Source organism: Pseudomonas sp. NLJ1 (genome assembly GCF_049486705.1).
Classification (GTDB): Bacteria; Pseudomonadota; Gammaproteobacteria; order Pseudomonadales; family Pseudomonadaceae; genus Aquipseudomonas; species Aquipseudomonas inefficax.
Map to the genome: position 1 here is coordinate 906,725 of NZ_CP137735.1, position 13,549 is coordinate 920,273.

Annotated in this window: 12 protein-coding genes; 7 read left to right on the plus strand and 5 right to left on the minus strand. The window is 63.1% G+C overall.

Features of this window, described 5'->3' with window-relative positions; translation table 11 throughout:
- Positions 1 to 147 precede the first annotated feature (147 nt).
- The 5 genes from R9B85_RS04085 (at position 148) to fabB (ending at position 7,068) form a co-directional block, all read left to right on the plus strand.
- Positions 148 to 2,295, plus strand: a complete 2,148-nt coding sequence (locus R9B85_RS04085; protein ID WP_207878614.1) for a TonB-dependent receptor plug domain-containing protein — start codon at positions 148 to 150, stop codon at positions 2,293 to 2,295.
- The gene (locus R9B85_RS04090; protein WP_423770857.1) at positions 2,295 to 3,185 is read left to right on the plus strand and encodes an ABC transporter substrate-binding protein; all 891 of its coding nucleotides are present in this window, start codon (positions 2,295 to 2,297) and stop codon (positions 3,183 to 3,185) included. Before R9B85_RS04085 ends, R9B85_RS04090 begins: the two co-directional genes overlap by 1 nt.
- Positions 3,182 to 5,113: an ATP-binding protein gene (locus tag R9B85_RS04095; RefSeq protein WP_112252974.1), complete on the plus strand. Its 1,932-nt coding sequence runs from the start codon at positions 3,182 to 3,184 to the stop codon at positions 5,111 to 5,113. Before R9B85_RS04090 ends, R9B85_RS04095 begins: the two co-directional genes overlap by 4 nt.
- 207 nt (positions 5,114 to 5,320) lie before the next feature.
- Positions 5,321 to 5,836, plus strand: a complete 516-nt coding sequence (gene fabA / locus R9B85_RS04100) for a 3-hydroxyacyl-[acyl-carrier-protein] dehydratase FabA (RefSeq protein WP_112252975.1) — start codon at positions 5,321 to 5,323, stop codon at positions 5,834 to 5,836.
- A gap of 11 nt (positions 5,837 to 5,847) precedes the next feature.
- Positions 5,848 to 7,068, plus strand: a complete 1,221-nt coding sequence (fabB, locus tag R9B85_RS04105) for a beta-ketoacyl-ACP synthase I (protein WP_087499923.1) — start codon at positions 5,848 to 5,850, stop codon at positions 7,066 to 7,068.
- A gap of 176 nt (positions 7,069 to 7,244) precedes the next feature.
- On the opposite strand, the gene R9B85_RS04110 is transcribed toward fabB, so the two are convergent.
- Positions 7,245 to 8,246 carry an amidohydrolase family protein gene (locus tag R9B85_RS04110; protein WP_112252976.1) on the minus strand — a complete coding sequence of 334 codons (1,002 nt, stop codon included), beginning with the start codon at positions 8,244 to 8,246 and terminating at the stop codon, positions 7,245 to 7,247.
- 116 nt (positions 8,247 to 8,362) lie between these two features.
- Here R9B85_RS04110 and R9B85_RS04115 point away from each other — a divergent pair, with 116 nt between their 5' ends.
- Positions 8,363 to 9,226, plus strand: coding sequence for a pirin family protein (locus tag R9B85_RS04115; protein ID WP_112252977.1), 864 nt, complete (start codon positions 8,363 to 8,365; stop codon positions 9,224 to 9,226).
- 114 nt (positions 9,227 to 9,340) lie between these two features.
- On the opposite strand, the gene R9B85_RS04120 is transcribed toward R9B85_RS04115, so the two are convergent.
- From R9B85_RS04120 to R9B85_RS04135, 4 genes are all read right to left on the minus strand, one after another.
- Entirely contained in the window at positions 9,341 to 10,066 is a 726-nt protein-coding gene (locus tag R9B85_RS04120; RefSeq protein WP_112252978.1) for a dienelactone hydrolase family protein, read from the minus strand.
- A 79-nt stretch (positions 10,067 to 10,145) separates the two neighbouring features.
- Positions 10,146 to 12,050, minus strand: coding sequence for a molecular chaperone HtpG (htpG, locus tag R9B85_RS04125; protein WP_112252979.1), 1,905 nt, complete (start codon positions 12,048 to 12,050; stop codon positions 10,146 to 10,148).
- Between the two features lie 70 nt (positions 12,051 to 12,120).
- The gene (locus R9B85_RS04130; RefSeq protein WP_112252980.1) at positions 12,121 to 12,603 is read right to left on the minus strand and encodes a PaaI family thioesterase; all 483 of its coding nucleotides are present in this window, start codon (positions 12,601 to 12,603) and stop codon (positions 12,121 to 12,123) included.
- Positions 12,600 to 13,076 carry a PaaI family thioesterase gene (locus tag R9B85_RS04135; protein ID WP_112252981.1) on the minus strand — a complete coding sequence of 159 codons (477 nt, stop codon included), beginning with the start codon at positions 13,074 to 13,076 and terminating at the stop codon, positions 12,600 to 12,602. Before R9B85_RS04135 ends, R9B85_RS04130 begins: the two co-directional genes overlap by 4 nt.
- Before the next feature lie 153 nt (positions 13,077 to 13,229).
- On the opposite strand from R9B85_RS04135, the gene R9B85_RS04140 reads away from it, so the two are divergent.
- Positions 13,230 to 13,523, plus strand: coding sequence for a hypothetical protein (locus tag R9B85_RS04140; protein ID WP_015271093.1), 294 nt, complete (start codon positions 13,230 to 13,232; stop codon positions 13,521 to 13,523).
- Positions 13,524 to 13,549: the final 26 nt, after the last annotated feature.

The window sequence follows — 13,549 nt, forward strand, 5'->3', positions numbered from 1 at the left end:
CAGTACTGGCCTCTTCGCGGGTAAACCGCTCCCACAGGTACCACGCAGCCTTCAGCAGCGGTGCGGTCCCTGTGGGAGCGGGTTTACCCGCGAAAGGGCCGTCACGGGCAATGCAGATCACTGGCAAATAAGCCACGGTCAGTTACCATGCCTGTTTCAATCCTGATACAAGGCCGCTTTGTGTTCCCTGGCACGCCCCCGTACCCGCGCCTGCTCATACTGACTGCCCTGCTCGGTGGCCCGGCCGTGGCCGATGACCTGTTCATCGACAACACGGACCTGCCGCAGGTTCTGACCGCCACGCGCCTGAAACAATCCCCCGCCGCAGTTCCGGGCAGCATGACCGTGCTCGACAGCGAACTGATCCGCGCCAGCGGTGCGCGGGACATCCCCGAGCTGCTGCGCCTGGTGCCGGGCATGATGGTGGGTTACAACGCCGGCAACCAACCCACGGTCAACTACCATGGCAGCAACGTCAACGATGCCCGGCGCATGCAGGTGCTGATCGATGGCCGTTCGGTGTACCGCGCCGGCCTGGCCACGGTGGACTGGAGCGACATCCCCGTAGCCTTGGAGGATATCGAGCGCATCGAGGTGTTCCGCGGCCCCAACACGGTCAGCTACGGCGCCAACGCGCTGATGGCCGTGGTCAACATCCTTACCCGCAACCCTGCCGACAGCCATGGCACGCGGCTGAAGATGACCCGCGGCCAGGACGGCATCAACGACTTCTATGCCAGCCACGGTTTCGGCTGGGATGGTGGCGACATGCGCCTGTCGCTGTCCGGCCAGCAGGACGATGGCTTCGACGAGAACCAGTTCGGCCAGGACTATCGCGACAGCCGCCGGTTGACCCGCTTCAATATCAACGCCAGCCACAGCCTGGCACACGACCAGACCCTGGAATGGCAACTGGCGGCGAAGGAAGGCAGCAACCAGCGGCCTTATACCTATCAGCCGGTGTTCGCCAGGTACGAAGCCGGCAACAACGCTGATGTCAACGCCAAGGATTACGCCGGCTCGTTGCGCTGGACCAAGGATTTCAGTTCCGAGCACAGCCTGTATATCCAGGGCTCGGCCCAGCATTTCGACCGCCAGCAGGTGTGGCGCGCCTGTGACGCCTTGCAGTCGTTCAGCCCGGAATTGACCCAGCTCTGGCAAATCAACCCTGACTTCGCCGAAAAAGTGGCGCGAGGCATTGCTACCGGCGCGCCGCTTTCGACCGACGATCCGGTTCTGAAGGGGCTGCTGCAGAAGGTTCAGCAACAGTGGGAGAACGGTGGCAAGAACCAGGTTTGCGGTGACGTCGACCAGAGCACCCGCGAAACCCGCTACGACCTGGAAATCCAGGACACCCTGAGCCTGACCGACAGCCTGCGCCTGCTCAGCGGCATGAACTACCGCTATGATCGTGCCGACTCGCAGACCTACTTCAACGGCAGCATCGACGACCAGACCTGGCGCCTGTTCGGCCAGCTGGAGTGGCGCGCCGACGAGCACTGGATCCTGCAGGGCGGTGCCATGTTCGAGGACTCGCGCCTGTCCGGCAGCTCGCTGACCCCGCGCGTGGCGGTCAACTACCTGATCACCCCGCGCCATGGCCTGCGTGCGGTGTACTCCGAGGCAGTGCGCTCGCCAGACATGTTCGAGAACAACGTCAACTGGAGCTACACGGTCAAGAACCTGACCCCCAACGCTTTCGGCCTGCAGAACGGCGAATACTTCGTCAAGACCCGCGGCCCCGGCGACCTCGACCAGGAACGCATGCGCTCTCGCGAGCTGGGCTACAACGGCTACTTCAGCGACATCGACCTGAACATGGATGTGAAGCTGTTCTACGACGAGATCACCGGAATGATCAGCGAGCCCCTGAAGAACAACCAGTACATCGCCAGCAATGCCAACAAGGCCCGTTTCAGCGGCAGCGAGGCGCAACTGGACTGGCGCCCGACCCTGCGCGACCGCCTGCGTCTGACCTACGCCTACGTGGATGCCTGGGCCAGCAACCCCGCCGACCGCCGGCTCAGCGCCCGCAACAGTGGCTCGGCCGGGTGGATGCGCGAGTGGGGTGATGGCTGGTCCAGCGCACTGTTCTATTACGGTGACGATGCACTCAACCAGTACCGCTACGAGCGCCTGGACCTGCGCCTGGCCAAGCGTTTCCGGGTGCATGGCAGCAACCTGGAGCTGGCCGCGCTGTGGCAACAGCGCCTGGACGATGAGCCGACCACGGCAATCCAGAACCGCTACGACAGCCGTCACCGGCTGAGCGTGAGCGCGGAGCTGGAGTTCTGATGGCCCTGCTGCTGCGCCTGTTGCTGTTGTGCCTGTGGCCGATGGGGCCGCTGTCCGCCAGCGAAATCGTGTTGGTAGGCGCGGAAGACCAGCCCGGTATTCGCGGTTTCGTCGCTGCGCTGGAAAGCCGTCGGCCGCACGATCATGTGCACTTCCAGACCACCGCCGACCTGCCACGCCCGAGCAAGCTCAAGGCCGACCAGCGCCTGATTTTGCTGGACAACGCCGCACTGGAATGGCGTCTTGGGGAAACCGCCGGCCCGCCGGCTCTGGCCATGAGGGTCAGCCGGGTACAGGCTGAACAGCGCCTGGGAAAGTCGCGGCCCGCGTTCCTCACGCTGCTGTGGAGCGACCCGCCCCTGGCCCGGCAGCTGCGCCTGGCGCGCTACCTGCTGCCGCAGGCCCAGCGCATTGGGGTGTTGTACGGTGAGCACAGCAGCTTCCTGCTCGAAGAGCTGCGTCATGCCGCCCGCGCGCTGGGCCTGGAGATCATTGCCCAGGACTGGCCCGACCCGCGCGACAGCCGCCCTCTGCAACATTTGTTGGCCAACAGTGACGTGCTGCTAGGCCTGGACGACGCCGACCTGTTCAACTCCAAGACTGCGAAGAACCTGCTGTTGAGCAGCTATGGCCGGCAGATGGCGCTGATCGGCCCGAACGCCGGGTTCGTCCGCGCCGGCGCCCTGGCCAGTACCTTCAGTGACCAGGACGATTGGCTGGCGGTGCTCGACCAGTTGCTCGACCAGCCACCGGCGCGCTGGCCCCGCAGCCTGTACCCGGTACGCTTCGGCGTCAGCGGCAACCAGCAGGTGGCGCGCGCCCTGGGCCTTGAACCGATCGATCCGAACGCCGCCGCCAAGGCCCTGGCCGAAGGAGAACCCTCCCCATGAGCAAGCGCCTGAGCTGGGACATCCACACCCGCACCCAGATAATCAGCCTCGGCCCTGCCCTGCTGCTGACCTTGCTGCTGATCAGCTTTTTCACTTTCGTGCGTATCCAGGACCTGCGCCAGGAACTGAACCACACCGGTCAACTGATCGCCAACCAGCTGGCGCCTGCCTCGGAATACGGGGTGATCTCGGGCAACAACGAAGTGCTCGAGGGCCTGATGCGCGCCACGCTCAGCATCCCCCACGTGCGCTTCCTCGAGGTGCAGGACAGCCGCAACCACATCCTGGTGTACGTGGAGCAGTCCGACGAAAGCGCCAACCGCGCGCAACGCGTCGAAGTGTTCCAGGCGCCCATCCGCCTGCAGCAGATCCGCCTGGACAGCGACTTCCTGCAACAGGGCAAGGCCACCACCCCGGCCATCGGCGACGATTACCTGGGCCGGGTGATCGTCGGCATGTCCGATGACGCCTTCAGCCAGCGCCAGCAGGAAATCGTGATCAAGGCCGGTATCCTCGCGCTGTTCGCCCTGCTGTTTACCTTCCTGCTGGCACGCCGCCTGGCCCTGAGCCTGGCCAAGCCGATCAGCGACATGGGCCATGCGGTCAAGGCCATCCAGCAGGGCGAGTACCACACCCTGTTGCCGGTGGTCGATGACAGCGAACTGGGCCACCTGGCGCGCCACATCAATAACCTGGCCCACGCCCTGGAGCAGGCCAGCAACGAACAGAAGCAGGCCATTGCCGAGCTGATCCAGGCCCGCGAGGAGGCCGAACAGGCCAACCGCGCCAAATCGGACTTCCTGGCGATGATGAGCCACGAACTGCGCACGCCGATGAATGGCGTGCTGGGCATGCTGCAGTTGCTGGAAACCACGCAGCTGAACAGCGAACAGGCCGAGTACACCGCAGTAGCCAGCGAGTCCACCGGGCACCTGCTCAAGGTCATCAACGACATCCTCGACTTCTCGCGCATCGAACGCGCCGCGCTGCAACTGGAACACATCGACTTCAACCTGGGCGAGCTGATCACCAGCAGCGTCCAGTCGTTCCAGCACAGCGCCCAGCAGCGCGGCCTTGCCCTGCACCTGCAACTGCCGGCGGGCATCGAGCAGTTGCAGGTGAACGGCGACCCCACGCGCATCCGCCAGATCCTGCTGAACCTGGTCGGCAACGCGCTGAAATTCACCGAACGCGGCCAGGTGCAGGTCGAGGCGCGCTGGCAGGTGCTCGACCGCCAGCTGATCTGGCTGACCTGCAGCGTGCGCGATACCGGTATCGGCATCGATAGCGAGCGCCTGGAAATGATGTTCGTCGCCTTCCAGCAGGCCGACAGCTCGATTTCCCGCCGCTATGGCGGCACCGGGCTGGGCCTGTCGATTGCCCGCACCCTGGCCGAACGCATGGGCGGCAAGCTGCGCGGCGAAAGCCGTGAAGGCCTGGGCTCGACCTTTACCCTGGAGATGCCTCTCGCCCTTGCCAGCCCTGCCCCGGTCTCGCTGACGCCGCCACGCGTTGCGCCACCGGCGGTGGCCGACAATGATCAGGTGCTGCTGGTAGAGGACAATCCGGTCAATCAAAGCGTCATCGAAGCCATGCTGCGTAGCCTGGGGCTGGCAGTATGCACGGCCGAGGACGGCCTGGAGGCGGTCGAACGGGTCAGCCGGCAGCGTTTTGCCGCGGTGCTGATGGACTGCCGCCTGCCGCACCTGGACGGCTATGAAGCCACCCGGCGCATCCGCCAGCTGCCCAACGGCGCCAGGCTACCGATCATCGCCCTGACTGCCAACGCCTTGCAGGGCGACCGCGAGCGTTGCATGGCGGCCGGCATGGACGATTACCTGAGTAAACCCTTGCGCCGCACCGAACTGCAACGCGTGCTGCAGCGCTGGCTACCCGGTCAGACAACCGCGACTGGCGATAAATGCTAAAGTGCGGCAGTCTTAAACACTGGACAGGACCTTCATCGGACCTGAAAATAGACCTTTCAGTGCACACCTGTACTTCTTTGACCGGGTGCACTGTGACTTTCACCACAACGCAATAGTCTACCTGTAGGCTGCCGCCCCGGACGCGATGCGTATCGGGCCGGCCGGGAAGATTCATCCCCTGCCGCAGGGGGTTATTGAGGAGCTCGCATGACCAAACAACACGCCTTTACTCGGGAAGACCTGCTGCGCTGCAGTCGCGGTGAGCTGTTCGGCCCAGGTAATGCGCAACTGCCCGCGCCGAACATGCTGATGGTCGATCGCATCACCCATATCAGCGAAGAAGGCGGCAAGTACGGCAAAGGTGAATTGGTCGCCGAGCTGGATATCAATCCGGACCTGTGGTTCTTCGCCTGCCACTTCGAAGGCGACCCGGTAATGCCAGGCTGCCTGGGCCTCGACGCCATGTGGCAGCTGGTAGGTTTCTTCCTCGGCTGGCAGGGCCTGCCAGGCCGCGGTCGCGCCCTGGGTTCGGGCGAGGTGAAGTTCTTCGGCCAGGTACTGCCGCAAGCCAAGAAAGTCACTTACAACATTCACATCAAGCGCGTCCTGAAGGGCAAGCTGAACATGGCCATCGCCGATGGCTCGGTCAGCGTCGACGGCCGCGAGATCTACACTGCCGAAGCCCTGCGGGTCGGCGTGTTCACCTCCACTGACAATTTCTAAGGGTTATTCGCATGCGCCGCGTCGTTATCACTGGTCTGGGCATCGTATCGTGCCTGGGCAATGACAAAGCTACCGTCACCGAAAACCTGCGCAACAGCCGTCCGGGTATCCGTTACAACCCGGAATACAAGGAAATGGGGCTGCGTAGCCAGGTTTCCGGGTCCATCGACCTCAACCTCGAAGAACTGATCGACCGCAAGGTCTACCGCTTCGTCGGCCACGCTGCTGCCTACGCCTACCTGGCGATGCAGGATGCGATCAAGGACGCTGGCCTGACCGAAGAGCAGGTTTCCAACCCGCGTACCGGCCTGGTGGCTGGCTCCGGCGGCGCCTCGACCCTGAACCAGATGGAAGCGCTGGACACCCTGCGCGAAAAAGGCGTCAAGCGCGTCGGCCCGTACCGCGTTACCCGCACCATGGGCAGCACCGTTTCGGCGTGCCTGGCCACCCCGTTCAAGATCAAGGGCATCAACTACTCGATCTCGTCGGCCTGTGCCACTTCGGCGCACTGCATCGGCACCGCCCTGGAGCAGATCCAGTGGGGCAAGCAGGACATCGTCTTCGCCGGTGGCGGTGAAGAAGAGCACTGGAGCCAGTCGTTCCTGTTCGATGCCATGGGCGCCCTGTCGACCAAGCGCAACGAAACCCCGGAACTGGCCTCGCGCGCCTACGACGCCGACCGTGATGGCTTCGTCATCGCCGGCGGTGGCGGCATGGTAGTGGTCGAGGAACTGGAACACGCCCTGGCCCGTGGCGCCAAGATCTACGCGGAAATCGTCGGCTACGGCGCCACTTCCGACGGCTACGACATGGTTGCCCCGAGCGGCGAAGGTGCCATCCGCTGCATGCAGCAGGCGCTGTCGACCGTCGACACTCCGATCGACTACCTGAACACCCACGGTACTTCCACCCCGGTCGGTGACGTTGCCGAGATCAAGGGTGTTCGCGAAGTGTTCGGCGCCAATGCACCGAAGATCAGCTCGACCAAGAGCCTGTCGGGTCACTCGCTGGGTGCTGCGGGCGTGCACGAGGCAATCTACTGCCTGCTGATGATGGAAAACAACTTCATCGCCGGCTCCGCCAACATCGACGAGCTGGACCCGGAGGTCGCCGACCTGCCGATCCTGCGCAAGACCGAAGAAAACGCCAAGATCGATACGGTCATGAGCAACAGCTTCGGCTTCGGCGGCACCAACGCCACCCTGGTGCTCAAGCGCTGGGAAGGCAAGTAAGACGCTGCAGCGGTAAACGAAAACGCCCCGACTGGTTCGGGGCGTTTTCATTTGTTTCGCCTGTACCGGCCCTTTCGCGGGTAAACCCGCTCCCACAGGTACAGCACCGGTTTCAAGAACAGCGCGATCCCTGTGGGAGCGGGTTTACCCGCGAAAGGGCCAGCACAAGCGAAATGCTATTGCTTGGGCAACACATCCAGAAAGTTATCCCTGGCCACCTTGTTGGCAACTTGTTCCGGCAATGCATCCAGAAACGGCCTGAACCCGTGCATCTGCTCCCCAAGGCTTCCAAACCGCCCTACCACATCCGAACCCAGCATGAACCGCTCCGGGAAGTTCTCGACCAATGCCAGCCACTCCTTGCGCGGCACGCCCCGGTCATCCAGCAGATAGGGCTCCAGTACGCTCCACGACAAATCGATATAAAGATTCGGATAATCTTCCAGCAACCGCGTCAGCACCGGCAGCAGAAAGTCCATCTGTGTCTGGTGCCGGTGAATCTCCATGCTGCTGCCGGCATGCGCCCAGATGAACCGCGTGTGCGGGTGGTTGCGCAGCGGCTCTTCGATCTCGGCAAGGTACAGCGGGTTGCGCTCGCGCTTGGAGGTAATGTTGGAATGCAGCAACACCGGCAAGTCGCGCTCGGCCGCCAGGTGGTAGATACGCGTCATGGCTTCGTTGTTGGCGCGCGGCGTTTCGCCCGTGGTCAGCGCGGTCAGGTCATCGTGGCGGGTGAACACCTCGCCAATGCCCTGCCACAGGCCCGGGTACAGATCGAGCATGCGCTCGATATGGCTGACGGCATTCTTGTCGACCGGGTTGAAGCCGGTCAGGAATGGATGAAAGCGTTTACGCTGCGCCTCCGGCAACTGCTGCAGCGCCGCAGCCACATAGGTATCGGTGGCGCTGTACCAGTAGGCATCGGCGTCATCGCCGGCGTAATAGCGGGGGCGCTTGGGCTCGTCTTCATGCCACTTCTTGGCCACCGGCACGCCGGAAATCATCGACTGCTCGATACCGGCGGCGTCCATGGCCTGGATCAGCGCGGGCATGCCTTCGCTTTCCTGAAAGAAGTCGACGTAGTGCAGGTGGGCATCACTGTAGCGGTAGTCGCGCGCCTGCGCCGCCTGGCACAGCGAGGCGGATAACAGCACGCAGGCAAGCGCTCTGGCGATCATGGGGCAGGTCCTTCTTCGGCTACGAACCCAATAGACCGGCCGACAAACGAGACGGTTCAGCCGGGGCGGGCAAACCGCTATGCTTTGGGCATTTCCACCTTGCCTGGAGCTTTCCCATGAGCAGCCCACTGGTCATCCGCCCACGTGCCGAATCGGTCGAGGGCCAGCCGATCCTGCGCCCGCTGCCGTCGGCCCAGTGCCGCAGCGTCGGCCCGTTCGTGTTTTTCGACCACATGCTCGAAACCGACTATGCCCCGGGGCATGGCATGGACATCCGCCAGCACCCACATATCGGCCTGTCGACCCTTACCTACCTGTTCGAAGGGGCAATCCTGCACAAGGACAGCCTCGGCTCCGCGCAGCGGGTGCTGCCGGGCGACGTCAGCTGGATGACCGCAGGCAGCGGCGTGGCCCATGTCGAGCGCACGCCTGAAGATGCCCTGGCCCACGGCTCACGCCTGCATGGGTTGCAGGTATGGCTGGCATCACCGCGCGAGCACGAACAGGGCCCGGCGAGCTACAGCCACCACCCGGCGGCCAGCCTGCCGGTCAGTGACAGCCTGGGGGTGCGCATCTGCATGATTGCCGGCAGCGGGTTCTGCCTGGAATCGCCGGTGCCAGTGCTGTCCCCTACCCTTTACGCACATGTACAGATGCAGCCGGCGACCACGCTGCTGGTGCCGGACGAGCATGCGCAGCGGGCACTGTATCTGCTCGATGGTGAGCTGGTGATGAATGACGAGGATGTGGAACCGTGCAGCCTGGTGGTCCTGCCGGAGGGTGAAGAGCTGACGCTGTATGCGCAAGGTGAGTGCCAGCTGGTGCTGATTGGCGGCGCACCACTGGACGGGCCACGGCGGATGAACTGGAATTTTGTCGCCAGTGATGTGGAGCTGATCGAACAGGCCAGGGCCAAGTGGGCTGCGGGGGACTGGCCGGTGGTGCCGGGGGAAACTTCGAGGATCGAGCTGCCCAGGTAATTTTGGGGCTGCTTTGCAGCCATCGCCGGCAAGCCAGCTCCCACAGGTACGGCGCTGTCTTCACTGTGGGAGCTGGCTTGCCGGCGATGGGCCGCACAGCGGCCCCCTGCAATCTCAGCGCTGGAACACTTCGGTCAGCAGGTTATGCATCGAGCGGAACGCCCGCTCCGAGGTGCGCCGGTCATATTGCATCTTGCCCGGCACATTGGCATTCGGGTCGGTAAACGAGTGCACCGCCCCGCCATAGCTCAGCAACTGCCAATCCACCTTGGCCGCGTTCATCTCTTCTTCGAACGCCGGCAATTGCTCCTTCGGCACCAGCGGATCAGCAGCGCCGTGCAGCACCAGCACCGAGCCCTTGATGCGCTTGGCATCTTCAGGGTTCGGCGTGTCCAGCGTGCCATGGAACGACACCGCCGCGCGCAGATCAGCACCGCTACGGGCCAGCTCCAGGGCACAGCAGCCACCAAAGCAGAAACCGAACGTGGCTACCTTGCCCGGCTCCAGCAACGCCTTCGACTGCCCCAGCAACTGCGCCAGGGCTTCCTGCATGCGCCTGCGCAGCTCGCCACGGTCATTCTTCAACGGCATCATCGCGGCGCCGGCCTCGTCGGCGTTCGACGGGCGCAGCGATTGCCCGTACAGGTCGGCAATCAGTACCACATAGCCCTTCTCGGCCACTTCCTTGGCGATGCGCTCGGCCCCTTCGCCAATACCCATCCAGTTCGGCGCCATCACCAAACCAGGGCGGCCCAGCGCACCCGGCTCATAGACCAGGCGGCTTTCGTAGGTCTTGCCGGACAGGTGATAAACCAGCGATTCGACGATTACTTTGCTCATCAAGCACTCCTTTGGCACTCGTCATCAATATGCTCGCCATGAAAAAAGCCCGCCGAAGCGGGCTTTCCTCTGCATCAACTCAAGCAGACAGCTCGACCAGTAGCTTGTTCAGGCGACGAACGTAGGCCGCCGGGTCCTTCAAGCTGTCACCGGCCGCCAGGGCCGCCTGATCGAACAGGATGTGCGACAGCTCGGCGAAGCGGTCTTCGCTCTGCTCGTTGTCCAGCTTCTCGATCAGCGGGTGAGTCGGGTTGAACTCGAAGATCGGCTTGGACTCCGGCACCTTCTGCCCGCTGGCTTCGAGGATCTGGCGCATCTGCAGGCCCAGGTCCTGTTCGCCTATGGCCAGGATCGCCGGCGAGTCGGTCAGTCGGTGCGACACGCGCACTTCGGCCACGCTGTCACCCAGCGCGCCCTTCAGGCGCTCGACCAGGCCTTCCTTGTCCTTGGCGACTTCCTCCTGGGCCTTCTTGTCTTCTTCCGAATCCAGCTTGCCCAGGTCCAGGTCGCCACGGGCGACGTCGACGAAGGCCTTGCCGTCGAACTCGTTGAGGTAGCTCATCAGCCACTCGTCGATACGGTCGGTCAGCAGCAGCACTTCGATGCCTTTCTTGCGGAAGACTTCCAGGTGCGGGCTGTTCTTGACCTGCGCATACGACTCGCCGGTGAGGTAGTAGATCTTGTCCTGGCCTTCCTTGGCGCGGGCCAGGTAGTCGGCCAGGGCGACGCTCTGCTCGCCGCTGTCGTCCTGGGTGGACGCGAAGCGCAGCAGGCCGGCGATCTTTTCCTTGTTGGCGAAGTCTTCGGCCGGGCCTTCCTTCAGCACCTGGCCGAAGTTCTTCCAGAAGCCCTTGTACTTCTCGGGCTCGTTCTTCGCCAGCTTCTCCAGCATGTCCAGTACGCGCTTGGTCAGCGCGGTCTTCATCGAGTCGATGATCGGGTCTTTCTGCAGGATTTCACGCGACACGTTCAGCGACAGGTCGTTGGAATCGACCACACCCTTGATGAAGCGCAGGTACAGCGGCAGGAACGACTCGGCCTGGTCCATGATGAACACGCGCTGCACGTACAGCTTCAGGCCGCGTGGTGCTTCGCGCTGGTACAGGTCGAAAGGCGCGCGGGCCGGCACGTACAACAGCGAGTTGTATTCGAGCTTGCCTTCGACCTTGTTGTGGCTCCACGCCAGCGGGTTCTCGAAGTCATGGCCGATGTGCTTGTAGAACTCCTGGTACTCCTCGTCCTTGATTTCGGTACGCGGACGGGTCCACAGGGCGCTGGCACGGTTGACGGTTTCCCACTCTTCGGCCGGCTGTTCTTCGCCTTCGGCGGCAGCTTGCTCTTTCGGCAGCTGGATCGGCATGGCGATGTGGTCGGAGTACTTCTTGACCACGTTGCGCAGGCGCCAGCCATCGGCGAACTCCTGCTCGTCCTTCTTCAGGTGCAGGACAATGCGGGTGCCACGCTGTGGCTTGTCGATGGTGGCGACTTCGAACTCGCCCTCGCCTTTCGACGACCAGTGCACGCCTTCGGCGGCCGGCTGGCCGGCACGGCGGCTGTACACGTCAACCTTGTCGGCGACGATGAACGCGGAGTAGAAGCCCACACCGAACTGACCGATCAGGTGCGAGTCCTTTTTCTGGTCACCGGTGAGGTTCTTCATGAAGTCGGCAGTGCCGGACTTGGCGATGGTACCCAGGTGGGCGATGACGTCTTCGCGGCTCATGCCGATGCCGTTGTCCTCGAGGGTCACGGTACCGGCGTCCTTGTCGAAGCTCAGGCGGATCTTCAGGTCGGCGTCGCCCTCGAACAGCTCTGGCTTGGCCAGGGCCTCGAAGCGCAGCTTGTCGGCGGCGTCGGAGGCGTTGGAGATCAATTCACGCAGAAAGATCTCCTTGTTCGAATACAGGGAATGGATCATGAGGTGCAGCAGCTGCTTCACCTCGGTCTGGAAGCCCAGCGTTTCTTTTTGAGTCTCCACACTCATGGTCTTCAAAACTCCGATCTGATGGCAGTAGGCGCCTGGCGGCCGGCTTGGCCTGCGTTAGCGGCGGATGTCACTCAGATGGGGGCTGCCCGGATGATTTCAAGGGCTTTTCCGGCTCGATCTTGAAATGCGCGCGGGCTGTGGCAATCGGCGACTGCCTGTCACCCTGCCAGGCGGTGATCGCCACATTGGTCACCCGCCGGCCCTGGCGCCATAGCTGGCACTGGGCGTAGGTATCGCGAAAGTGACCGGCGCGCAGGTAATCGATGGAAAAATCGATGATTTTCGGGATGCTTGCGCTCTCGCTGAAGATCAGCAGGTACAGCGCTGCCGACAGCTCCATGAAGCCCGCGATCACACCGCCGTGGATGGCCGGTAGCAGCGGGTTGCCGATGTTGTCCTGGCTGGCCGGCAGGCGGAACAGCAGGTCATCGCCTTCGCGCTCGCATTCGATGCCGATCAGGCCGGCATAGGGGATCAGCGCCAGTAATGGCCGATAGTCCCCCACCGCGTGGGCGGCGTTGAGCTGTTGGCGAACCTCGTGCGGAATCATGCCCCGCCCTCCTTCAGGTTGTTGCCGAAGCGGATGCCACCCTTGATCTCCTGGCCCAGGCGCATGAACGTGCCCACCACCTGGCAGATCGGCTGGGCAGGGTCGTCCTGGTAGGCCGTGCCACGGGTGAAGATCACGTCGCGGGTGACCCGGTAGCACTGGGCATGGCCGTAGATTTCCTTGCCGGCCTCGGCCGGGTGCATGTAGTCGATGCGCAAGTCCAGTGTCGGGCACACTTCGAAGCGCGGCAACACGCACAGCGTGGCCATGCCGCAGGTGGTATCCATCAGCGTGGTCAGCGCGCCGCCATGTACGGCGCCGCTCTGCGGGTTACCCACGATGGCCGGTGACCAGGGCAGCACCAGGGTCATGCCATCGGCATTGGCATGCGCCACGCGCATTTGCAACAACTGACAATGTTTCAGGGCCGAGAGAAAACGCTCGGCCATCGCCATCAAGGTTGAATCGCTCATTGGCTGTTTCCTGCACGTTGCCGCAGCGGCATAAAAACGTTAAAAAGTCTATATAGAACGGTGCGTTATATAAGTGTAATCTTCGCGGAACTTATTCCGCGTAGTTGCACTCGAAGGAACAAGTCACTTATTCCACCAAGGAGAAATACCCCCATGCGTAAACCTTTTGCTTTTGCTCTGATGCTGGCTGCTGCCATGGGCCTGGCCGCTTGCGATAAAGCGAGCGAAGACAAAGCCCAAGACGCACAGCAACACGCCGAGCAAGCCCAGGAAAAAGCGGGCGAAGCTCAGGATAAGATGAACGAGGCCGCCAAGGAAAACGCCGAAGCCGCCAAAGATCAGGCCGAAGCCGAGCAGAAGGCCGCCGAAGAAGCCGCTCCGGCTACTCCGGCTCCGGAAGCCGCTCCAGCCACCCCAGCTGCTCCAGCCGAACCTGCCAAGCAGTAATCGGCGAAAACAAGAAAACCCGACAT